Source organism: Pseudomonas sp. NGC7 (assembly GCF_047159675.1).
Taxonomy (GTDB): Bacteria; Pseudomonadota; Gammaproteobacteria; order Pseudomonadales; family Pseudomonadaceae; genus Aquipseudomonas; species Aquipseudomonas kermanshahensis.
On record NZ_BAAFZY010000001.1, the window covers coordinates 2820766 to 2841501 of the forward strand.

The window sequence follows — 20736 nt, forward strand, 5'->3', positions numbered from 1 at the left end:
GCCTCCAACACCGAGCCCACGTTTTTGGAGCGCGTCATGCACAACAACAATAAGAAACTATCGCCTCGTATCCTGACGGCTGTCATCGCCAGCCTTTCAACTCTGGGCCTGAGCGGCGTCGCCGAGGCCGAGATCATGCTGTACGACAAGGACCAGACCACGTTTTCCACCGACGGCTACATCAATGCCTTTTACGTCAACAGTGATGTCGACCGGGCGGGCGATCAATTCGACCGCCGCCAGTCACGGGTGAAGATGGGTTTTTTGCCCAACTACCTGGGCTTCAACATGGGTAAACAGGTGGATGACCTGAAGCTCGGGGCGCGTGCCTCGTTCTGGGTGACCATCAACGACAGCGAAACCAACGGCACTGACACCGCCATCGACGTGCGTCAGTTCTACGGCACCGTGGCCAACCCCGAGTGGGGCGAGGTGCTGATCGGCAAGGACTTCGGGTTGTTTGCGCGTTCCAACATTCTGCTGGACGAGCTGCTTGCCGGTTACGGCCAGGTCAGTGACAGCCTGGGGCTGGTGGACGGCGGCGGGGTATCGTTCGGCAACATCGGCAGCGGTTACCCGTACCCGTTCCCCACCTCGCAGATCACCTACCGCACACCGGTGATGGAGGGCCTGCGCGTGGCGGTGGGCATCATGGACCCGGTGGACACCAACGACAGTAGCCCGACCGGCAAGGCTTATCAGGAAAACCCCCGCACCGAGAGCGAGATCACCTACCAGTTCGACCTGGCCGGCGCCAAGATCTACAGCTGGATCAATGGCAGCTACCAGACCTCGGACAACACCGACTCGACGGTCAAGTCGATTACCTCCAAAGGTGTCGGCTATGGCGTGCAGGCGAAGATGGGTGGGCTGTCTCTCACCGGCTCCGGCTTCCAGGCCAAGGGTATCAACCCGTTCTTCACTAACAACGCCGGCGAGCCGACCCTGCGCAATGTCGACAGCGACGGTTACCTGCTGCAAGGGTCGTACAAAGTTGGCAAAAACCGCCTGGCGTTGTCCTACGGCAAGACCAAGGACGATGGCAACGGCGTGGTGGGCAGCGGCGCGGATTACGAGACGCGCGGTGTGGCGCTGTTTCATGACGTGAACGACAACCTCACGTTGGTGGCCGAGTACAACCAGTTTTCCATTGATGGGCATGACACCAGCGACCAGAACGAAGACACCGATACCCTTGCATTGGGGGCGGTGCTGACCTGGTAGCGTTTTGGCGGGCGAGGTGTTCGCCTCGGCATTTTCTGCGCCCATGAGATCGAGCGCCGCCCGCGCGGCGCATCGCGAGCAACGCTCGCTCCTACGTTTGTTTCGGGCCAGTGAGGCCTGTGCCATTTGCGCGCGACCGCCTTGATTGTCAGACGCAATATCGCGCCATGCGCAAGACAGTCGCGCGCATTTCTCCCAGGAATAATTGGCCCGAAACAAACGTAGGAGCGAGCGTTGCTCGCGATGCGCCGCGCGGGCGGCGCTCGATCTGCGCCCCACCACAACCCCCAAGGCAGGCCCCCACAAGCCCTAACCCCATCGCCCGCCAGAAAAGGCCCCTACAACCAACGCCTACACCCATGGAACCGCCTACCCGCTACCCAAGTAGCATTCGCCCTCCGGGACGTCCTCCGTACACTCAACCTTCAGACAACCCGCGCCGGAGACCACGATGCAGCAGGCCCAGAACGATGGTGTGGTCAGCGCCATGTCCCAGGCAACCGATGCGCGGCTTGCAGCCCAGGACCTGGCGCGGCAGCTGCTGCACCCGCACCTGGGGTTCGTGCTGTTCTTCTGTTCTGCCGAATACGACCTGCAGGAACTGGGCGAGGCCTTGGAACAGGGTTTCGGCGGCATTCGCCTGGTGGGCTGCACCAGTGCCGGCGAAATCACCCCGCTAGGCTACGGCCGTAACTGCGTGACGGCGCTGGGGTTCGATCATCGGCAGTTTTCCATCGCCACCGAACTGATCGATGAAATGGAACGCTTCAGCCTGATCGACGCCCAGCAGATGGTCGAACGGCTGGTCGGCACCTGCCGCAGCAATACCCTCGCGCCGATCAAAGGCCACAGCTTTGCCCTGACCCTGCTCGACGGCTTGTCCAGCCGTGAGGAGATGTTCCTTGGCGCCCTGAGCGCGGCATTGGGGGACATTCCGCATTTCGGCGGGTCGGCCGGCGACGACAACTACCTGACCCGTACCCATGTGTACTTCGGCGGGGCGTTCCACAGCGGCGCGGCGGTAGTGGTGCTGGTCAATACCTGGCTCGACTTTGAAGTGTTCACCACGCACCACATCCTGCCGCGTGATGAAAAGCTGGTGGTGACCGGCGCCGACAGCGCTCAGCGGCGGGTCTTCGAACTCAATGCCGAACCCGCTGCCGAGGAATACGCCCGGCACATCGGCGTGCCGGTGGCCGAGCTCGATCACCGGGTATTCGCTGCCCACCCGTTGGCGGTGCGAATTCACGATCAGTATTACGTCCGGGCAATCCAGCAGGTACACCCGGACCTGAGCCTGAGTTTCTACTGTGCGGTGGAAAACGGCATCGTGCTCACGGCCATGACACCGGGCCCGCTGTTGCCAAAGCTGCACACCCTGTTCGACGGGCTGCACCAGCGCCTGGGCCCCTTGCTGCTGACCATTGGCTGCGACTGTTTCCTGCGGCGCCTGGAACTGGAAGCCCGCGACGGCCTGGAGCAGGTCGGCGCGTTCTTGCGCGAGCAGCGGGTGATGGGCTTCAACACCTATGGAGAACAGTTCAATGGCATGCATATCAACCAGACTTTCACCGGGGTCGCCATTGCCCGCAACCGGCCACCCGTCAGCCGCTGAACTGCAGGCCGAGGTCGCTCGGCTGCAGCACGAGAACCGCAAGCTGCAGCGCATCAACACTGCGCTGATCGAACGCGTCGAGTCGGGCGTGACCCGCGGCAACGACCCCTACGCGGCATTCCAGCACTCGGTGGTGCTGGCTGAGCAGGTCCGCGAACGCACCGACGCCCTCAACCAGGCCATGGCCGAGCTCAAGGCTGGTAACCACCTGCTCAGCGACGCGCGGCTGCGGGCCGAGACCGCCCACCAACACTTGATCGACGCCATCGAAAGCATCTCCGACGCCTTCGTGCTGTTCGACCAGAACCAGCGCATCGTGCTGTGCAACAGCCGTTTCAAGGCGTTCTGGGCCAACAGCCGGGTGCGGATCATCGCCGGCATGCGCTTGGCCGAGGTCAAGCAACTGATGACCGCCAGCGGGGTGTTCACCGAAGAGCCCCGCGGGCCGGCCGATGAGCACCTGCTGTACCGCCTGCAGAACGGGCGCTGGCTACAAGTCAGCGAACGGCCTACTTGCGAAGGCGGGCGGGTGTTCCTGTTCACCGACATCACCGAGGTCAAGCTCAGCGAGACCTTGCGCCGCGAGCAGGCGGTGGCGCAGAAATCGCAACTGATTCGCCTGATCACCGACCATGTTCCAGCGCTGATTGCTTACCTGAATGCCGACCTGGTCTACGAGTTCACCAACAAGGTGTACGAGGAGTGGTACTGCTGGCCCCGCGGCGTGATGTTGGGCCAAAGCCTGCGCGAGGCCCACAGCGAATCGCATTACCAACGCCTGGAGGCCTACGTGGCGCGCGCGTTGGCGGGCGAGAGCGTGACCTTCGAGTTTGCCGAAAACAACATCAACGGCCAGGAGCGCTACATGCTGCGCTCCTACGTCCCCAACCGCCTGGCCAATGGCGAAGTGGTGGGGATTTTCGTGTTGATCCGCGACATTACCGAGCGGCGCAAGAGCGCCGAGGCGCTGCACCAGGCATACCAGAATCTTGAACAACGGGTGCGCGAGCGCACCGCCGAGCTGACCAGCCTCAACGACCAGTTGCTGCGCGAGATCGATGAGCGCAGCCGGGCCGAATCACGGTTGCGCGAGGCCAAGCGAGAGGCCGAACAGGCCAACCTGTCGAAAACCAAATTTCTCGCTGCGGTCAGCCATGACCTGCTGCAACCCCTGAACGCGGCGCGGCTGTTCACCAGCGCGTTGCTCGAACGCCGCGAGCCGCACCAGAGCGTTCAACTGGTGCGCAACGTCAGTAATTCCCTGGAGGACGTGGAAAACCTGTTAGGCACCCTGGTGGATATTTCCAAGCTTGACGCCGGGGTGATCAAGGCCGATATCGCCCCCTTCGCCCTTAGCGAACTGATGGACAATTTGGCCGCCGAATACGCCCAGGTGGCGCGCAGCGAAGGGCTGGAACTGCACTTCGTGGGCTGTTCGGCCTTGGTGCACAGTGACATCCAGCTGTTGGCGCGGATCCTGCGCAACCTGCTCAGCAATGCCATCCGCTACACCCGCAGCGGCCGCGTGGTGCTGGGCTGTCGGCGCCAGCGCCGGGGCCTGTGGATCGAAGTCTGGGACAGCGGGATCGGCATCGCCGAAGAGCGCCTGGACGAAATGTTCCAGGAGTTCAAACGGGGCGATGTACAGCGCCCGGACCAAGACCGTGGCTTGGGCCTGGGCCTGGCGATCGTGGAAAAGATCGCGGGCATCCTCGGCCATCGGATTCGGGTGCGTTCCTGGCTCGGCAAAGGCTCGGTGTTCGCCGTCGAAGTGCCGCTGAGCGCAACGGCGCCCAAGGCCCCGCCGAGCCTGGCCATCAGCGAGCCGATGCTCGAACGCCTGCGCGGTGCGCGGGTGTGGGTGCTGGATAACGATGCGGCGATTTGCGCCGGCATGCGCACCCTGCTGGAAGGGTGGGGTTGCCGGGTGGTCACTGCGCTGTCGGAGGAAGACCTGGCGCGGCAGGTGGACAACTACCACGCCGAAGCCGACCTGTTGATCGCCGACTACCACCTGGACAACGACTGCAATGGTGTCGATGCCGTGGCCAGGATCAGTGCCCGCCGCGCCGTGCCGATTCCGGCATTGATGATCACCGCCAACTACAGCAACGAACTTAAGCAACAGATCCGCGAGCGGGGCCACACCCTGATGCACAAGCCGGTGCGGCCAATGAAACTCAAGGCTGCGATGAGCCATTTGTTGGCCAACAGCCCCGTTCAGCCACTTTAACGGCGCAGGTAGTCGCCGAAGTCGATATCGCCAGCACTGAGGATGGCCTGCACCCGGTTGTGCACGTTGAGTTTGCGCAAGATCGCCGAAACGTGGGCCTTGACCGTGGTTTCAGCGATGTCCAGGGTGTAGGCGATCTGCTTGTTCGACTCGCCTTTGGTCATGCGCTCGAGCACCAGCAACTGCTTGCGGGTCAGGGCCTGGAGCATCTCGGGTGGGAAGCTTGGGGTATCGCTCTGGCGCCGGCTGGTGCTGCTTTTGTTGGCGCGAATGATGTCGGGTGGCAGGTAGACATTGCCGGTGAGGATCTGCTCGATTGCTTCGATCATCTGCGAACGTGGCGAGGACTTGGTGATGAAACCCACGGCGCCATAGGTGATGGCCTGCAGCACGATTTGTTTTTCCTGCTCGGCCGAGACAATCACCACCGGTGTGGTCGGTGCCTCGTTGCGCAGGGTGATCAGGCCATTGAGGCCGTGCATGCCGGGCATGTTCAGGTCGAGCAGGATCAGGTCGAGGTCGTCATGTTCCAGGGTCAGCGCCAGGGCGCTGTCCAGGTCGGCAGTCTCCATGACTTCGCTGCCTGGGAAGCCATCGCTGATGACGTTGTGGATGGCTTCGCGAAACAGTGGGTGATCGTCGGCAATCAGAATTTTGTACATGGCCTTTTCACCTCGTTTTTATTGGATGGGGCGCGCACGCGTTTACCGGTAGTGAGTTCAGGGAAAGGGCTCTGGCTGGGCCGGCTGCAATGGCAGGTTGGCAGCTTCCCAGGCGTCCAGGCCGTCGCGGTACCAATACAACGTCTTATAGCCCAGGGATGCTGCGCGTTTTACCGCGTTCCAGCTTAACCAGCAATCAGAGCGGCAGTAAAAGACCAGCGGTTGCTCCAGGCGGCCGGCGGTGGCTTTTTGCAGGTGGCGCACGAAGTAGTCTTGCCAAGCCGGGCTTAGCTCGCCGTCGCCGGTGTTGGCCAACCAGTGGCTGCCGGGGAGGTTGGCGTGGGGTTCGTCTTCGATGAAGCGGCCTTGCAGCCATTGCCGGCGGTACACATCGACCAGCACCGGCTTGGGGTGCTGGCCCAGCAGGCTTTGCAAGGTGGCGGTGTCGATGACCTGGGCGCCCTCGACCTGGTGCGGTGTCGGGCTGCGGTAGAGGGTGGTGCGATACCCCTCGGCAGAAAACAGCGGCGTGGTGCCGGCCTGGGCGACGCCCAGCAGCAGATTCAGCGAAAGGGCTGCCAGCAAAGCACGTGGCAGCCTGGGCAGGGCACGAGGCATGGGGTTTATCCTTTTTGTTATAGGCCCATTACATGCCAGCGGCGGTGCTTTGTGAATGCGACGATAGACAGTAAAGCCAGTACTAAAGTAGTAGGTGGTCAAGCGCTTGATGAGTACCTTGTGGGAGCGGGCTTGCCCCGCGAACACCGGCGAAGCCGGTGCCATGCTCCGCGTGGCCTCATTCGCGGGGCAAGCCCGCTCCCACAATGACCCTTGTTCTCTGCGTGACAGCGCAAGCTGTCAGCGCGGCTTACGCAGCGCTGCGTGCTGGGGGTTGAAGGTCAGTATCGCGAGCAGGGTGAACAGCACGGTCAGGCCCAGGCAAACCGCCAGCGCCAGCGGATTGAAGCGTTCGTACAGCGCGAAACGCACCAGTTCCACGGCGTGGGTGAAGGGGTTCAGGGCGCACAGCCAATACAGCCACTGGCTGGCCTCGCGCATCTTCCACAGCGGGTACAGCGCCGAGGACAGGAAAAATAACGGGAAGATCACGAAATTCATCACCCCGGCAAAGTTCTCCAACTGGCGAATCGCATTCGACAGCAACAGCCCCAGAGCGCTGAGCATCAAGGCCACCAGCAACAAGGCCGGCAGCGCCAGCAACAACCCCGCAGCCGGGGGTCGCACGCCATACAGCCAGGCGATGGCGAGAAACGCATAAACCTGTAGCAGGGAAATCAACGAGGTCGCCAGCAGTTTGCTGCCGAGCAGAAACGCCCGCGGCAAGGGGCTGGTCAGCAGCACGCGCATACTGCCCATCTCGCGGTCATAGACCATCGACAGCGAGCCCTGCATGCCGTTGAACAGCAGAATCATGCAGGCAAGGCCGGGGATGATGTACACCTCGTAGGGGATGTAGGTGTCGTAGGGCTCGATGATCGCTATGCCCAGGGCCGCACGAAACCCGGCGGCAAAGACCAGCAACCACAGCAGAGGGCGTACCAGGGCGCTGAGAAACCTCGTGCGCTGCAACACGAACCGCAGGCATTCGCGCAGCAGGATGCCGTTGAAACATTGCCAGTAGGCGTTCATCAGGCCTTCACTCCTGGGGTGGCGCCGGGCGCGCGGGTCAGGCGCGCGAAGGCGTTGTCGAGGTTGCCGCCGTGCGCTTGGGTCAGGGCATCGGCGGTGCCACTGGCCACCAGGCGCCCCTGGTGCAGGATCAGCAGGTCATCACTGGGCTGCACCTCATCCAGCAGGTGTGTTGTCCAGAGCACACTCAGCCCCTGCTCGCGGCACAGGTGCCGAAGGTGCTGGTTGAGCGCCAGGCGGCTGGCCGGGTCGAGGCCGACGCTGGCTTCGTCGAGCAACAGCAAGCGCGGTTGGTGGAGCAGGGCGCGGGCAATTTCCACCCGGCGCCGGTGCCCGATATTCAGCGCACGAACGGGCTCGCGCCGACGCTCGTCAAGGCCCTGGCGGGCCAGTTCGGCCTCGACCCGCAGGTTGCCTTGGCGCCGCGACAGGCCATGCAACGAGGCATGGTAGCGCAGGTTCTGTTCGACACTCAGGTCCAGGTCCAGGGTGCTTTGCTGAAACACCACGCCCAGTTGTCGCAACGCCGGGCGCGCCGCGTTGCGCAACGAGCAGCCGCAGACGCGGATGTCGCCCTGTTGCACGTCGTAAAGCCGGGTGAGCAGTGCGATCAAGGTCGACTTGCCGGCGCCATTGGGGCCCAGCAACGCAGCAAAACGCCCAGGCGCCACACTGAACCCCACGTGCTTGAGCGCCTCGCGCTGGCCGTAGGCGAAACTCACGTCACTGACGTCGAGGGTATTCATGGCGTGACCACCACGCCCCAGGGGTAGCGCCCGACCTTTACCGATTTGAGCACCTTGAGGGTTTTCGTATCGATCACCGAGACGTCGCCGCTGACCCCGTTGGTGGCCAGCAATTGGCTTTGGTCTGGGGTGAACGCCAGCTGCCAAACGCGCCGCCCAACCAGCAGGTAGTCCAGCACTTCGTAAGTCTTGGCATCGATCACCGCCACATGGTTAGCCGGGCCCAGGGCGACGAACGCGTACTGGCCATCGGCGCTGAGCTTGATGCCCACCGGCTGGACTTTGTCCGGGTGCACGCCCTTGATCTGGAAGTTCAGGGTTTTCAGCACCTGGCGCGTGGCCACGTCGAGAATGGTCACCGTACCGCCGATTTCCGCCGAGGCCCAGAGCCGCGAGCCATCCTGGTTGAACTCGACGAAGCGCGGCCGTTGATCCACCAGGGTGCTGTCGGCCAGGGTCTGGGTGCTGGTGTCGATCCAGTGCAGCATGTTGGTGGTTTCGCTGGTATTGACCGCCCACTTGCCATCGGGGCTTACCGCCATGCCCTCGGGCTCGATGCCGACGTTGATCTGGCCGAGCACTTTGTCGGTTTCGGTGTCGATCACCGTTACCAGTGCGTCGTCTTCGTTTGACACATACAGCCAGCGGTCATTGGGGTGCAGGGCGAACTGCTCGGGGTCTTTGCCGGAGGGCAGCTCCTTGATGATCTTGCGGGTGGCCACGTCCATCACCTGCACGCGGTCCGAATCGCTGGCGCAGATGTACAGCCGCTTGTTGTCGTGGGACAGCAGCAGGCCACGTGGGCGCTGGCCCACGGGCAGGGTCTCGGTAACTTCCAGGCTTTGCAGGTCGATCAGGCTAAGGCTGTTGTCCTTCTCGTTCGAGACCCAGGCGGTGGCGGCGCTGGCGTGCCCGCTGGCAAGCGCCAGCGCGCCGGCCAGCAGGGTGGGGAAAAGCACAGGCCGGTAGCAAAGGGGGCGACGCATGGCGGAATCCTTTTTTTGTGATTATCGGTTTCAGGGGTAGCCGCAGGTCACTTCGGGCTTGTCGAAGCCCAGGCTGTCCATTTCGTTGAAAGGGTGCAGGAAGCCCTCCTGGGGCGAAGTGCTGACCAGCGCGCGTGGCTGAACCAGCGGGATGGGTTGGCGCAGCTCGCCGTTCCAAGGGCGGTAGCTGAGCTTGCGGCCCTTGAAGCCATCCAGCGGCAGCTGGTCGCTGAGCAGCAGTTGCTGCAGGGCGCGTGGCTCGGCCTGGCGCAGTTTGCTGACGGCGCTGGCGATGCTGCGCACGGCCATCCAGGCGGCGAAGTCGCGGTCGTTCATCCAGCGTCCGGCCTGGGCTTCGAAGCGTTTTTGCAACTGCGCCGCGCCGAAGGTTTCTACCGTCTTGTGCCAACCGGTGGGGGTCAGGCCCTGGGTGCCGGCCACGGGGCGGGGGTACCAGGTCTGGTAGGGCAGGTATTCGCCGAAGTCACCGCGTTCGTCGGCCACCAGCACTACGTCGTACTCGGCAGTTTGGGTGAACAGTGGCATGTCGGCTTGGGCGCTGCGGCGCTGGTCGTTGTCGAAGCGCCAGGTTTTTTCCGCCACCAGCTGCACGCCGAAGCGCTTCACCGCCCGGCGCAGGGCCGCGGCGTAGGCCTGGTCGTCTTCGGTCTGGCCGACCACGAGCAACGCCCGTTGCCATTTACGCAGTACCAGAAACTGCGCCAAGGCATCGGCCAGCATGGCGCGGCTGGGCAGGCTATGCAGCACATTGCCCAGGCACTGGCTGCTGCGCAGGCTGTCGTCGGGGCTGCCGGCGTTGAACAGCAGGCTGTCGGGCAGGGCGGCAGACAGCGCGCGCAGGCTGGCGGCCGGCGCGTTCACCACAAACAGCCGCAGGCCCTGGTCATGCTGGGCCTTGGCGGCTTGCAGCAGGGCCTCGGGGCTGTCTACGTGGGTGCTGGCAAGGGTGAACGCCTGCTTGAGAAAACGCCCCGTACTGTTGCTGTCGACAATCGCCAGCTCGGCGCCCTGCAGCCCCGCGTCGGCGGGCTCGGGGATGATGTTGGACAGCAGCGGGCCGGGGTCGGGGCGATAGCCCAGGTAGCCGATGCGCACCTGCAATTGCTGCTCTGGCGGGGCGGCCGATGCGAAGGCCGAACACAGTGCCGTGGCCAGGGCCAGCAGGCAGGTCAGGGCAAGAGGGGCAGGCTGGCGCATAAACGCACTCCACGGCAGATGGCGCCAGCATAGGAAGCCGGCCGGGAGGGGGAAATATGCAGAAAGTAGCGCTCGGCCAGTACCAAGGTAGTAAATCACCGCTAAGGCCTCGGTTTTACGATGGGTCGCAGCCCTGGCCGCGTTCACCCGGAGGAAACTGCCCAATGCGCCTCATCAACCTGTCGGCCCAGTGGCGGATCAACCTGTGGGTCACGTTCTTTTTCGCCTTGGTCACCTTGGCCTGTGGCGGGTTGCTGCTGCACCAGGCGGTGGCCGATGTCGAGCGCGAATTGCAGTCTGCCGAAGCTGTGGTGGCGTACCTCGCCGACACGGCCGAACGCGACCCGGCGAGCCTGCAACCGCGGCTGACTCAGCGCCTGCGCCACGTGCGGGTGCACTGGCTGGCGGCGGGCGAAACCGCGCAGATGCCGCGGGAGGCCGGCCTGGATGCCTGGCTGGGGCGCCAGCTGTTCGGTGATCGCCGCCACAGCACCCGCTTGTTGGACTTGAGCGAGGGGCGCCGGGTACTCATCGCCGTGGATGCGCGGGATGAAATCGACGAAGTCCGGGATTCCCTGCAGCAGTTGCTGGGCTTGTGTGGCCTGGCCTTGCTCGTGAGCCTGTTGACCATACGCTGGGCCGTGCGGCGCGGCATGAGCCTGCTGGATGAACTGCTGCGTGCGTTGCGCCAGGTCTCGGGTGGGCAGTTGACCACTCGCCTGCGCGAATCCGGCCTGCCGGAGGCACGCCAGTTGGCGGCGCATTTCAACCGCATGACCGCGACCTTGGAGCAGACCCGGGCTGATAATGCCCAGCTGACCCAAACCCTGTTGGCGGTACAGGAACAGGAACGCACCCACCTGGCGCAGGCCCTGCACGATGACCTCGGGCAGTACCTGGCGGGTATCCGCGCCCAGGTCTGCCTGTTACGCATGGTGGCAGGCCAGCCGACGGTGGTGGAGCAGACCGCGCAAGCCTTGGAGCTTAACTGCGAACGCCTGCAGCAGGGCTTTCGTGCCTTGGTACACGACTTGTATCCGGTGGCGTTGCAACACGTGCCATTGGCCGAAGCCTTTGGTGTGCTGGTGAGCCAATGGCAGGCCAGCCAAGGCATCGATTGCCGTTTGCGGGTCGGTGAGCGCCTGCCGGTGCTGCCTGGGCCCAGTAGAACGCATTTGTATCGCCTGCTGCAGGAGGCGTTGACCAACGTTGCCCGGCATGCCGGCGCCAGCCAGGTGCGGGTGCGTCTGCAACGCAGTGCCAAGGGCTTGCGCCTGTTGGTGCGTGACAACGGCTGCGGCGCGAGCCAGCCCCAGCGGCCCGGCGTTGGCCTGCATTCGATGGCCGAGCGCGCGCGCAGCCTGGGCGGCGAATTACGCATCCTGAGTCGCCCGGGTGCCGGCTGGGCGTTGGCCCTGAACATTCCCATGGAGGCCTGATGAATATCGTATTGGTGGATGACCACGCCGTGGTGCGCCAGGGTTATGCCAGCCTGTTGCGGGCGGTGCTGCCGGCGATGGAAGTGCGCGAGGCCGCCAGTGGCGAAGAGGCGCTGGTGCGGGTTCAGGAGCAAGTGCCGAACCTGGTGATCATGGACTTCGGCCTGCCCGGCATCAGCGGCCTGGAGACCACCCGCCGGCTGCGTCAGCGCCTGCCGCAGCTGCGGGTGCTGTTTTTCAGCATGCATGATGAGCTGCCCCTGGTGCGCCAGGCCCTGGAGGCGGGGGCTTCGGGCTACCTGACCAAGAATTCGGCGCCCCAGGTGTTGATCGAGGCGGTGCAACGGGTGTTGGCCGGGCATGCCTATATCGAGCAGCCTTTAGCTACACAGCTGGCCTGCACACCGCAACAGAACGCCAGCGACCCGCGGTTGCAGCGCATGACCCAGCGCGAGTTGGAGATTTTCGTGATGCTGGCCAAGGGCACCCCGGTGCGGGTGATTGCCGAACAGCTGTGCATCAGTGCCAAGACCGTTTCCAATCACCTGACCTTGCTCAAGAGCAAGTTGCAGGTGAGTTCCCACGCTGAGCTGGTGCACCTGGGGATCGATCTGGGGGTGGTACGGGTGGCGGGGTGAGGTTTTGTGGTGGTTGTCCGGGCCTCAGACAAACACATGACTCATGGATTTAGCAGGGCCCCTGTGGGAGCGGGCTTGCCCGCGAACACCGGCGAAGCCGGTGCCAGGCACCGAGTCGCCTTCTTCGCGGGCAAGCCCGCTCCCACAGGTGACCGAGTCGCTGCAGACTGGCTGCGCTCACTTGTCCCAGGTTTCAGGGCATCCCGCACACCCTTCCATATTTGCCTCCTGAAAATTCCCATAATGCTGCCGCGCCCCACGCAGATCGGCTTGCGCCAAGTTGCTCTGGCCAAATTTGGCTTCCTGCAGGTTGGCATCGCCGAGGTTGGCCCCTTGCAGGTCGGTTTTACTCAGCCAGGCCATCTCCAGGTCCGCCGCCCGCAGGTTGGCCTGGTGCATGTTCGCCCCGGAAAGCCTGGCGAACTGCAGGTACGCCGCACTGAGGTCCGCCTTCTCGAACTGCGCCCCCTGTGCAAACAGCCCCCAGCCTTGAATGGCAATCAGCGTGCTATGGCTCAGGTCTGCCAACCGCAGGTTGCTCTGCTGCAGGCTGGCGCGGGTCAGGTTGGCGCCCTGCAAGCGGGCCTTTTCCAGGTTGGCCAGGTCCAGGCGGGCATGGCGCAGGTCGGCATCGCGCAGGTCAGCGCCGGCCAGGTTCATCTTGCGCAAGTCCTGGTTGGCCAGGTTGGCGCCACGCAAATTGGCGCCCGGGCACTGGCTGCCTTCGGCAATTACGCAGCCGTTGACGGTCAAGGGGGCATCGTTGTCGTCGTCGGCATTCACCGCCAGGGCAGGGGCAAGGAGCAACAGCAGGGCAAAGGGCAGGTAATTCATGTGCGAAGACTCTCGGTGAAAGGAGGGCAGGTGCGGGGAGCGCGCTGGGCGCTCCCCGCAGGCGATCACCGCTGCGCGGTCTTGTTGTCCCAGCTTGGGATCTTGAACACCCAGAACGAGCCGCCCTGGGCCACCGGCTTGGTCAGTTCGGCCATGTCGCCGCCCCACAGCGGCACCGCGCCGCCATAGCCCACGGTCACGCCGATGTACTGCTCGCCGTCCTGTTCCCAGGTGATGGGTGGCGAGACGATGCCGCTGCCGGTCTGGAACTTCCACAGCTCCTTGCCCGTCTTGGCGTCGAAGGCCTTGAAGAAGCCGTCGCCAGTGCCGGTGAACACCAGGTTGCCCTTGGTCGCCAGTACGCCGGCCCACAGTGGCAGGTGCTCTTTGTGCTCCCAGACCAGCTTGCCGGTGGCCGGGTCCATGGCGCGCAAGGTGCCGACGTGGTCGTCATACATACGCTTGATGCGAAAGCCCATGCCCAGATAGGCCGAGCCTTTCTTGTAGTTCACTTCTTCGGTCCAGTACTCCTCCTTCCACTGGTTGCCGGGGATGTAGAACAGGCCGGTGTCCTGGCTGTAGGCCATGGGGTTCCAGTTCTTGCCTCCCAAGAATGGCGGCGAAACTTCCACCGGCTTGCCCTTGGTTTCACCCGGCAGCGGCTTGGCTGGCCGCTGGCCGGGGTTTTCCACCGGGCGGCCGGTCTTGAGGTCGATATGGCTGGCCCAGGTGATGTTGTCGACGAAGGGGAAGGCGTTCTGCAATTTGCCGTTGTTGCGGTCCACCACGTAGAAGAAGCCGTTGCGGTCGGCGTGGCCGGTGGCCTTGACCACCTTGCCGTCCTTGTCTTTGTAATCGAACAGCACCAGCTCGTTGTTGCCGGAGAAGTCCCAGGCATCGTTCGGCGTGTGTTGGTAGAACCACTTCACCTCGCCGGTGCTTGGGTCGACGCCGACCTGGCCCGAGGTGTAGAGGCTGTCGTAGTCGTGGGGGTTGCCGTCCTTGGACGTGCGCGCCCAGGTGTTCCAAGGGCCAGGGTTGCCAGCACCGACGATGATGGTGTTGCTCTCGGGGTCGAAGCTGGCGCTCTGCCAGGGTGCGCCGCCGCCGTGGCTCCAGGCCTCGACCTTGCCGGTCTCGGTGGTCGGGTCGTCTGGCCAGGACGGCGCCTTGACGTCGCCGGTCGGGGTGCTGTCCTTGCCGTTCAGGCGGCCCATGTGGCCTTCGACGAAGGGCCGCATCCACACTTCTTCGCCGGTGTCCGGGTCGCGGGCGAACAACTGGCCGACCACACCGAACTCATCGCCAGAGCTGCCGTGGATCAGCAACACCTTGCCGCTGGTCTTGTCTTTGATCAGCACTGGGGCGCCGGTCATGGTGTAGCCGGCGCTGTGGTCGCCGAACTTCTTGTTCCACACCACCTTGCCGGTGCGCTTGTCGAGGGCGATGAGGCGGGCGTCGAGGGTGCCGAAGTAGATCTTGTCGCCGAAGATGGCCGCCCCGCGGTTGACCACGTCGCAGCACGGGCGAATGTTGTCTGGCAGGCGGTGGTTGTAGGTCCACAGTCGTTTGCCGGTCTTGGCATCGAGGGCGAATACCCGCGAGTAGGAGCCGGTGACGTAGACCACGCCGTCGCTGACGATGGCCTGGGATTCCTGGCCGCGCTGTTTTTCGTCGCCGAAGGAATAGGACCAGGCTGGGGTCAGCTTGAACACGTTCTGGTCGTTGACCTGGGCCAGCGGGCTCCAGCGCTGGGCATTGGTGCCCATGCCGTATTGCAGCACGTCCTGGGTGGTCAGGTGGTCGTTGGCGATGTCTTCCCAGGTCACGTTCTTGCTGGCAGGTGCCGCGGGGGCGGTGGCCGCGGTGGCCGCCGTGCAGAGGGCCAGGCTACCGGCCAGCAGCAGGGCCCGCACACTGAGGGCCAGAGGGGAAAGGGCGGGTAGCGATCTTATTGTCATGGTTGCAGTTCCCTGTGGAGGTTTTGGCCTGCACAGGGTGGCGGCGGGACGGCGGCTGGGGATACGGAAAAAGTCCCGCCCTTGCCGGGAATAGTTCCCGGGCGGCACCTCATTTGGCCCTTCGCCACAAGCCCTACTACCAAGGGAGTAAGGCCCGGCCACCAAAGCAGCATACGGCCGCGCGCGGGCTGTTTCTAAGATGGCGGCACGGCCTCTGTGGTTGAGGCCTTGCGTGCAATCTTGAGGGCATAACAATGACAAAAAAACGCAACGTCTTGCTCGCTACAGGCCTGCTGGCCGGTGCTTTGCTGACGGGCACGGTGTGGGCTCATGGCAATGTGGTGCCCCAGGCGGTGGAAACCCAGGGCCTGACCCCGATCAAAGACGCTGGGGTAAGCCTGGACGGCGACGGCTGGGCCGCGGTCAACCCTTACCGCACCTCCCCCGAGCACGACAAAGCCGTGGAAATCGGCGCCTCGGCCTACAACCAGAACTGCGCCGCCTGCCATGGCCTGGAAGCCAAGTCTGGCGGTATCGCCCCGGATTTGCGCCTGCTCGATGTGGGCGAGGCCGGGGATGAGTGGTTCGTCGAGCGGGTGCGCCACGGCGCGGTGCGTGACGGGCGGGTGTACATGCCGAAGATGGCCGATTACTTGAGCCAGGAAGCCCTGTGGGCGGTACGCACCTACCTGGACAGCGTGCACGTCGAGGAGTGATCGCCATGCGTCTGTCGGCCGTGCTGTTGAGTGGCCTGCTGCTGTGCTGTGCGGCAGTGCAGGCTCAGGTGCGCAACTACGACGCGATCATCGCTGCCGGTGAATTGAAGGTGGCGGTGTACAAGGATTTCGCGCCCTACAGCTTCGAGGACCACGGCCAGCCGCGTGGCGTCGATGTGGAGCTGGCGCAAGCGCTGGCCACGGCCTTGGGGGTGCACCTGCAATTGATCTGGGCGCCGCCAGGGGAAAAGCTCGACGACGACCTGCGCGACTACATCTGGCGCGGCAGCCCGCTGCGCCACCAGCAGTTGGCCGACCTGATGATGCGGGTGCCCTACGACCACGCCTACGCGCAGAAGCGCAACGAGCTGGGCGAGCTGGAAAACGCCCAGGTGGTGATGTTCGGCCCCTATCAGGAGGAGCGCTGGCAGGTGGCCTATGACCGCCGCCGCCTGCCCTCGGTGGCCAGTGTCGCGGTGTTCCAGCAGCACCCCATCGGGGTCGAGGTGGACAGTGTGCCGTCGTTCTACCTGACCTCGGTGTTCAACGGCATGCTCAGCGCCAACACCCATCATTACCCCAGCGTGCAACAGGCGTTCGGCGCGCTACAGGCCGGCCAGGTGGACGCGGTGATGGCGATGCGCGGCGAGGTTGACTGGCAGTTGCATCAGGCCGCCGACCCGCAACTCGCCCTGGCGGAAAACGCCTACCCGAACTTGGGCAAGCAGGCATGGGACATCGGCATGGCCGTGCATGAAAGCAACCGGCAGTTGGCCTATGCGGTGGAGGAAGCCCTCGAGGCGATGATCCGCGATGGCCGGCTGAAGGCGCTGTACGCCACCTACGGCCTGCGCTACGAGGTCCCGGAGATGTACCAATGAACTGGCGGGCGACCTTACTGCTGGCCTGCTGGATGCCTTGGGCAGCCCAGGCCGGTGAACCGAGCAGCAAGACCGACCCAGTGCCCTCGGTGATGTGGGATTTCTACCACAAGCAACTGCTGGGGCAGGCGCCGTTCGTTTTCGATGAGCGAGTGAAACTGCTGGCGCCGCCCTTTGCCGAGGACGCCCGGCAAGTGCCACTGGAGATCGACGCTCGCGCATTCGCGGGCGACGTGGTTCGGATTCTTGCCTGGGCCGAACTCAACCCTCTGCCGCGTATTGTCGACTTCGAGCCTGGCGAACGTGTGCTGCCGTGGCTGTCGATCCGCATCCGCATCGAACAGGCCACACCGCTGCGCGCTGCGGTGCTGACGCGTGACGGCCTGTGGCATGTCGGCTCGACCCTGATCGATGCAGCTGGCGGTGGTTGTACCGCGCCCAGCGTGGTGCGTACCCAACCTGGCTGGGAGGAGCATGTCGGTGAGGTGCTAGGCGGGCGCTACCCGCGCGGTGATGGCAGCCGCTTGCGCCTGCAGGTGTCTCACCCGATGGACAACGGCCTGGTCAGCGGCATCCCTGAGTTCTTCCTCGAACATGCCGAATTGCAAGGCGCGGATGGCCAGCGCCTGGCCAGCCTCGCGCTGTATCCGGCAGTCAGTGAGAACCCCAACCTGGGGTTCGATATCCAGGGCCCCGGGCTTACCCGGCTGCTGTTGCGGGACAACAGCGGTAACCAGTTCGAAGCGGCGGTGCCCTGAGCGCGTTGCTCGCCTTCACCCCCTGACCAGAGGCGCCTGTCATGCGTTGGATGCTGCTGTTGTTGCTGTGCCTGGGCCTGCCGGCCTGGGCGGACCTGGACTATCGACTCACGCCCCGGCAAATCGCGGAAGGCACTTGGCTGCTGGAGGGCAGCACCGACAATTTCGCCAAGGCCAACGGCGGCAATATCGTCAATACCGCGTTCATCGTCACCGACAGCGGCGTGGTGGTGATCGACAGCGGGCCGTCCAAGCGCTACGGCGAGGCCCTGCGCCAGGCTATTGCCGCCACCACCAACAAGCCGGTGGTCGAAGTGCTGCTGACCCACCATCACCCCGACCATGTGCTGGGCAACCAGGCCTTTACCGATGTGCCCATCGGTGCCCTGGCTGGCACAGGCGACCTGTTACGCCAGCAGGGCGAGGTGATGGCCGAGAACATGTACCGCCTGGTCGGTGACTGGATGCGCGGCACCGAGGTGGTGCTGCCGACCCGGGTGCTGGAACCGGGTGTGCATGAGGTGGGTGGGCACCGGTTGCGGCTGTTGGCGCTGGGCGGGCATACCGGCGCCGACCTGGCGATTCTCGATGAGAAGACTGGCGTGCTGTTTGCCGGCGATTTGGTGTTTTACGAGCGCGCCTTGACCACCCCCAACAGCCCAGGGCTGGACGTTTGGCTCAAGGACCTGGACACCTTGCAGGCCTTGCCCTGGAAGCAGCTCGTGCCGGGGCATGGGCCGGTGGCCAGCGATGCTAAGCCTTTTGCGCAGATGCGTGATTACCTGGGCTGGCTGGATGGCCTGATGCGCGAGGGGGCAGCGCGTGGGGATGACATGGTCGAGATGATCCGCAGCCCGATCCCTGAGCGGTTTGCCGGTATCAGCCTGACCCGTTATGAGTTGATTCGCAGCGTCAGTCACCTGTACCCGCGGTATGAGCGTTTGCGGTTGCAGCGTATCGACGGCAAGCCGCCTCTCTGATGAGTTAACTCGGCCTATTTGTAGGAGCGGCCTTGCGTCGCGAAAGGGCTGCGAAGCGGCCCCCGGGATTTCTGCATCACCGCTGAAATTGCTGGGGCTGCTTCGCAGCCCTTTCGCGACGCAAGGCCGCTCCTACACCGGGCCGCGTGAGGGCAGGCCCTGTACCAAGGAACTAGAAAACTCCACATTGCGGGCAATTGTTGGCAAGCAGGTCGGGCACAAGAATTCTCGGCACACCGGGAAAATTTCCCGGGCACAACAAAAAAACCAAAGGTAGCCGTCATGACCCGATCCCCACGTCGTCCCTTGTTCGCCGTGAGCCTGGTGCTCAGCGCCATGCTGCTGTCCGGCGCGGCACAGGCCGCAGTCAGCGATGAAGAAATCCTCCAGGACCCGAAAAACCCGCAGCAGATCGTGACCAATGGCCTGGGGGTCCAGGGCCAGCGCTACAGCCCGCTGGACCTGCTCAATGTCGGCAACGTCAAGGAACTGCGGCCAGTCTGGGCCTTTTCGTTCGGCGGTGAGAAGCAGCGCGGCCAGCAAGCCCAGCCGCTGATCAAGGACGGCGTGATGTACATGACCGGCTCCTACTCGCGGGTGTTCGCCGTCGACGCCCGTACCGGCAAAAAACTCTGGCAATACGATGCGCGCCTGCCAGATGACATCCGCCCTTGCTGTGACGTGATCAACCGCGGCGTGGCGCTGTACGGCGACCTGGTGTTCTTCGGCACCCTGGATGCCAAGCTGGTGGCCCTGAACAAAGACACCGGCAAGGTGGTTTGGAGCAAGAAGGTCGCCGACCACAAGGAAGGCTATTCCATCAGCGCCGCGCCGATGATCGTCAACGGCAAGCTGATCACCGGTGTGGCCGGGGGCGAGTTCGGAGTGGTGGGCAAGATCCAGGCGTACAACCCGGAAAACGGCGAGCTGCTGTGGATGCGCCCGACCGTGGAAGGGCACATGGGCTACGTCTACAAAGACGGCAAGGCCATCGAGAACGGTATCTCGGGCGGCGAGGCGGGCAAGACCTGGCCCGGCGACCTGTGGAAGACCGGTGGTGCAGCGCCGTGGCTGGGCGGTTACTACGACCCTGAAACCAATCTGTTGCTGTTCGGCACTGGCAACCCGGCGCCGTGGAACTCCCACCTGCGCCCAGGCGACAACCTGTATTCCTCGTCGCGCCTGGCCCTGAACCCGGATGATGGCACCATCAAATGGCACTTCCAGAGCACGCCCCATGACGGCTGGGATTTCGACGGCGTCAACGAGCTGATCTCGTTCAACTACAAGGACGGCGGCAAGGAGGTCAAGGCCGCCGCAACCGCTGACCGCAACGGCTTCTTCTACGTGCTGGACCGTACCAACGGCAAATTCATCCGCGGCTTCCCCTTCGTCGACAAGATCACCTGGGCGACCGGCCTGGACAAGAATGGCCGCCCGATCTACAACGAGGCCAGCCGGCCAGGGGCACCGGGCACTGAGGCCAAGGGCAGTTCCGTGTTCGTCGCACCGGCCTTCCTCGGCGCCAAGAACTGGATGCCCATGGCCTACAACAGGGACACCGGGCTGTTCTACGTGCCGTCCAACGAATGGGGCATGGACATCTGGAACGAAGGGATCGCCTACAAGAAGGGCGCGGCGTTCCTCGGGGCCGGTTTCACCATCAAACCGCTCAACGAAGACTACATCGGCGTGCTGCGCGCCATCGACCCCGTCAGCGGCAAGGAAGTGTGGCGCCACAAGAACTTCGCGCCCTTGTGGGGCGGGGTGCTGACCACCAAAGGCAACCTGGTGTTCACCGGCACGCCGGAAGGTTTCCTGCAGGCGTTCAATGCCAAGACCGGCGAGAAAGTCTGGGAGTTCCAGACGGGCTCCGGCGTACTTGGCTCGCCCGTGACCTGGGAAATGGACGGCGAGCAGTACGTCTCGGTGCTGTCTGGTTGGGGCGGCGCGGTGCCGCTGTGGGGCGGCGAAGTGGCCAAGCGGGTGAAGGACTTCAACCAGGGCGGCATGCTCTGGACCTTCAAGTTGCCTAAACAGCTGCAGCAAGCGGCCAGTGCCGAGGCGCCAGCACCCAGCGCCAAGCCGCAAAGCTGACACCGGGCCGCTTGCGGCCCTACTACCAAATGACGAGAGCTCCGCTGCCAACGATGCATACGTCTGGCACGCGGGGCTTTTTACCATCGGTCCATCGC

18 protein-coding genes are annotated in these 20736 nt (G+C 64.1%); 10 read left to right on the top strand and 8 right to left on the bottom strand.

Features of this window, described 5'->3' with window-relative positions; genetic code table 11:
• The first annotated feature begins 36 nt into the window (after window positions 1-36).
• From ACMCNM_RS12690 to ACMCNM_RS12700, 3 genes are all read left to right on the top strand, one after another.
• On the top strand, window positions 37-1224 hold the full coding sequence (locus tag ACMCNM_RS12690) for a porin (protein WP_027596431.1): 1188 nt from the start codon (window positions 37-39) through the stop codon (window positions 1222-1224).
• Between the two features lie 451 nt (window positions 1225-1675).
• Window positions 1676-2839 carry a nitric oxide-sensing protein NosP gene (nosP, locus tag ACMCNM_RS12695; RefSeq protein WP_412764487.1) on the top strand — a complete coding sequence of 388 codons (1164 nt, stop codon included), beginning with the start codon at window positions 1676-1678 and terminating at the stop codon, window positions 2837-2839.
• The gene (locus ACMCNM_RS12700) at window positions 2769-5072 is read left to right on the top strand and encodes a NahK/ErcS family hybrid sensor histidine kinase/response regulator (RefSeq protein ID WP_412764488.1); all 2304 of its coding nucleotides are present in this window, start codon (window positions 2769-2771) and stop codon (window positions 5070-5072) included. Before nosP ends, ACMCNM_RS12700 begins: the two co-directional genes overlap by 71 nt.
• On the opposite strand, the gene ACMCNM_RS12705 is transcribed toward ACMCNM_RS12700, so the two are convergent.
• The 6 genes from ACMCNM_RS12705 to ACMCNM_RS12730 all read right to left on the bottom strand — a co-directional run bounded on the left by ACMCNM_RS12705 (window position 5069) and on the right by ACMCNM_RS12730 (window position 10334).
• Window positions 5069-5734: a response regulator gene (locus ACMCNM_RS12705; RefSeq protein ID WP_027596434.1), complete on the bottom strand. Its 666-nt coding sequence runs from the start codon at window positions 5732-5734 to the stop codon at window positions 5069-5071. The two genes, ACMCNM_RS12700 and ACMCNM_RS12705, sit on opposite strands and share 4 nt — an antisense overlap.
• 57 nt (window positions 5735-5791) lie before the next feature.
• Window positions 5792-6352, bottom strand: coding sequence for a PQQ-dependent catabolism-associated CXXCW motif protein (locus tag ACMCNM_RS12710; RefSeq protein ID WP_412764489.1), 561 nt, complete (start codon window positions 6350-6352; stop codon window positions 5792-5794).
• Window positions 6353-6592: 240 nt separating this feature from the next.
• The gene (locus ACMCNM_RS12715; protein WP_412764490.1) at window positions 6593-7384 is read right to left on the bottom strand and encodes an ABC transporter permease; all 792 of its coding nucleotides are present in this window, start codon (window positions 7382-7384) and stop codon (window positions 6593-6595) included.
• Complete coding sequence (locus ACMCNM_RS12720) at window positions 7384-8130, bottom strand: ABC transporter ATP-binding protein (protein WP_186683039.1); 747 nt, start codon at window positions 8128-8130, stop codon at window positions 7384-7386. The genes ACMCNM_RS12715 and ACMCNM_RS12720 overlap by 1 nt, the downstream gene beginning before the upstream one ends.
• Window positions 8127-9116 carry a YVTN family beta-propeller repeat protein gene (locus ACMCNM_RS12725; protein WP_186683037.1) on the bottom strand — a complete coding sequence of 330 codons (990 nt, stop codon included), beginning with the start codon at window positions 9114-9116 and terminating at the stop codon, window positions 8127-8129. The genes ACMCNM_RS12720 and ACMCNM_RS12725 overlap by 4 nt, the downstream gene beginning before the upstream one ends.
• A gap of 30 nt (window positions 9117-9146) precedes the next feature.
• Complete coding sequence (locus ACMCNM_RS12730) at window positions 9147-10334, bottom strand: ABC transporter substrate-binding protein (protein WP_085273804.1); 1188 nt, start codon at window positions 10332-10334, stop codon at window positions 9147-9149.
• Window positions 10335-10498: 164 nt separating this feature from the next.
• On the opposite strand from ACMCNM_RS12730, the gene ACMCNM_RS12735 reads away from it, so the two are divergent.
• Window positions 10499-11773 (top strand): histidine kinase, encoded by a 1275-nt coding sequence (locus ACMCNM_RS12735; protein ID WP_412764491.1) that lies wholly within the window; start codon window positions 10499-10501, stop codon window positions 11771-11773.
• On the top strand, window positions 11773-12411 hold the full coding sequence (locus ACMCNM_RS12740; RefSeq protein ID WP_099453851.1) for a response regulator transcription factor: 639 nt from the start codon (window positions 11773-11775) through the stop codon (window positions 12409-12411). Before ACMCNM_RS12735 ends, ACMCNM_RS12740 begins: the two co-directional genes overlap by 1 nt.
• Before the next feature lie 177 nt (window positions 12412-12588).
• On the opposite strand, the gene ACMCNM_RS12745 is transcribed toward ACMCNM_RS12740, so the two are convergent.
• Both ACMCNM_RS12745 and exaA read right to left on the bottom strand, forming a co-directional pair.
• Window positions 12589-13245, bottom strand: coding sequence for a pentapeptide repeat-containing protein (locus ACMCNM_RS12745; RefSeq protein ID WP_412764492.1), 657 nt, complete (start codon window positions 13243-13245; stop codon window positions 12589-12591).
• A gap of 65 nt (window positions 13246-13310) precedes the next feature.
• On the bottom strand, window positions 13311-15206 hold the full coding sequence (gene exaA / locus ACMCNM_RS12750) for a quinoprotein ethanol dehydrogenase (RefSeq protein ID WP_033694345.1): 1896 nt from the start codon (window positions 15204-15206) through the stop codon (window positions 13311-13313).
• A 254-nt stretch (window positions 15207-15460) separates the two neighbouring features.
• Here exaA and pedF point away from each other — a divergent pair, with 254 nt between their 5' ends.
• The 5 genes from pedF (at window position 15461) to pedH (ending at window position 20638) form a co-directional block, all read left to right on the top strand.
• On the top strand, window positions 15461-15922 hold the full coding sequence (gene pedF / locus ACMCNM_RS12755; protein ID WP_027596444.1) for a cytochrome c-550 PedF: 462 nt from the start codon (window positions 15461-15463) through the stop codon (window positions 15920-15922).
• A 5-nt stretch (window positions 15923-15927) separates the two neighbouring features.
• Window positions 15928-16803 (top strand): substrate-binding periplasmic protein, encoded by an 876-nt coding sequence (locus ACMCNM_RS12760; RefSeq protein WP_027596445.1) that lies wholly within the window; start codon window positions 15928-15930, stop codon window positions 16801-16803.
• Window positions 16800-17561, top strand: a complete 762-nt coding sequence (locus ACMCNM_RS12765; protein WP_186676239.1) for a quinoprotein dehydrogenase-associated SoxYZ-like carrier — start codon at window positions 16800-16802, stop codon at window positions 17559-17561. Before ACMCNM_RS12760 ends, ACMCNM_RS12765 begins: the two co-directional genes overlap by 4 nt.
• 41 nt (window positions 17562-17602) lie before the next feature.
• Window positions 17603-18541, top strand: a complete 939-nt coding sequence (locus ACMCNM_RS12770; RefSeq protein ID WP_412764493.1) for a quinoprotein relay system zinc metallohydrolase 1 — start codon at window positions 17603-17605, stop codon at window positions 18539-18541.
• Between the two features lie 282 nt (window positions 18542-18823).
• Window positions 18824-20638 (top strand): PQQ-dependent alcohol dehydrogenase PedH, encoded by a 1815-nt coding sequence (pedH, locus tag ACMCNM_RS12775; RefSeq protein WP_027596448.1) that lies wholly within the window; start codon window positions 18824-18826, stop codon window positions 20636-20638.
• The last annotated feature ends 98 nt before the right edge of the window (window positions 20639-20736 follow it).

Bases quoted from the DNA above. Each gene is read 5' to 3' on its own strand.
- ACMCNM_RS12770 (WP_412764493.1), top strand. From the start codon at position 17,603: ATGCGTTGGATGCTGCTGTTGTTGCTGTGCCTGGGCCTGCCGGCCTGG.
- pedH (WP_027596448.1), top strand. From the start codon at position 18,824: ATGACCCGATCCCCACGTCGTCCCTTGTTCGCCGTGAGCCTGGTGCTC.
- ACMCNM_RS12765 (WP_186676239.1), top strand. From the start codon at position 16,800: ATGAACTGGCGGGCGACCTTACTGCTGGCCTGCTGGATGCCTTGGGCA.
- ACMCNM_RS12690 (WP_027596431.1), top strand. From the start codon at position 37: ATGCACAACAACAATAAGAAACTATCGCCTCGTATCCTGACGGCTGTC.
- ACMCNM_RS12705 (WP_027596434.1), bottom strand. From the start codon at position 5,734: ATGTACAAAATTCTGATTGCCGACGATCACCCACTGTTTCGCGAAGCC.
- ACMCNM_RS12725 (WP_186683037.1), bottom strand. From the start codon at position 9,116: ATGCGTCGCCCCCTTTGCTACCGGCCTGTGCTTTTCCCCACCCTGCTG.
- pedF (WP_027596444.1), top strand. From the start codon at position 15,461: ATGACAAAAAAACGCAACGTCTTGCTCGCTACAGGCCTGCTGGCCGGT.
- ACMCNM_RS12700 (WP_412764488.1), top strand. From the start codon at position 2,769: ATGGCATGCATATCAACCAGACTTTCACCGGGGTCGCCATTGCCCGCA.
- exaA (WP_033694345.1), bottom strand. From the start codon at position 15,206: ATGACAATAAGATCGCTACCCGCCCTTTCCCCTCTGGCCCTCAGTGTG.
- nosP (WP_412764487.1), top strand. From the start codon at position 1,676: ATGCAGCAGGCCCAGAACGATGGTGTGGTCAGCGCCATGTCCCAGGCA.
- ACMCNM_RS12710 (WP_412764489.1), bottom strand. From the start codon at position 6,352: ATGCCTCGTGCCCTGCCCAGGCTGCCACGTGCTTTGCTGGCAGCCCTT.
- ACMCNM_RS12740 (WP_099453851.1), top strand. From the start codon at position 11,773: ATGAATATCGTATTGGTGGATGACCACGCCGTGGTGCGCCAGGGTTAT.
- ACMCNM_RS12715 (WP_412764490.1), bottom strand. From the start codon at position 7,384: ATGAACGCCTACTGGCAATGTTTCAACGGCATCCTGCTGCGCGAATGC.
- ACMCNM_RS12735 (WP_412764491.1), top strand. From the start codon at position 10,499: ATGCGCCTCATCAACCTGTCGGCCCAGTGGCGGATCAACCTGTGGGTC.
- ACMCNM_RS12720 (WP_186683039.1), bottom strand. From the start codon at position 8,130: ATGAATACCCTCGACGTCAGTGACGTGAGTTTCGCCTACGGCCAGCGC.
- ACMCNM_RS12745 (WP_412764492.1), bottom strand. From the start codon at position 13,245: ATGAATTACCTGCCCTTTGCCCTGCTGTTGCTCCTTGCCCCTGCCCTG.
- ACMCNM_RS12730 (WP_085273804.1), bottom strand. From the start codon at position 10,334: ATGCGCCAGCCTGCCCCTCTTGCCCTGACCTGCCTGCTGGCCCTGGCC.
- ACMCNM_RS12760 (WP_027596445.1), top strand. From the start codon at position 15,928: ATGCGTCTGTCGGCCGTGCTGTTGAGTGGCCTGCTGCTGTGCTGTGCG.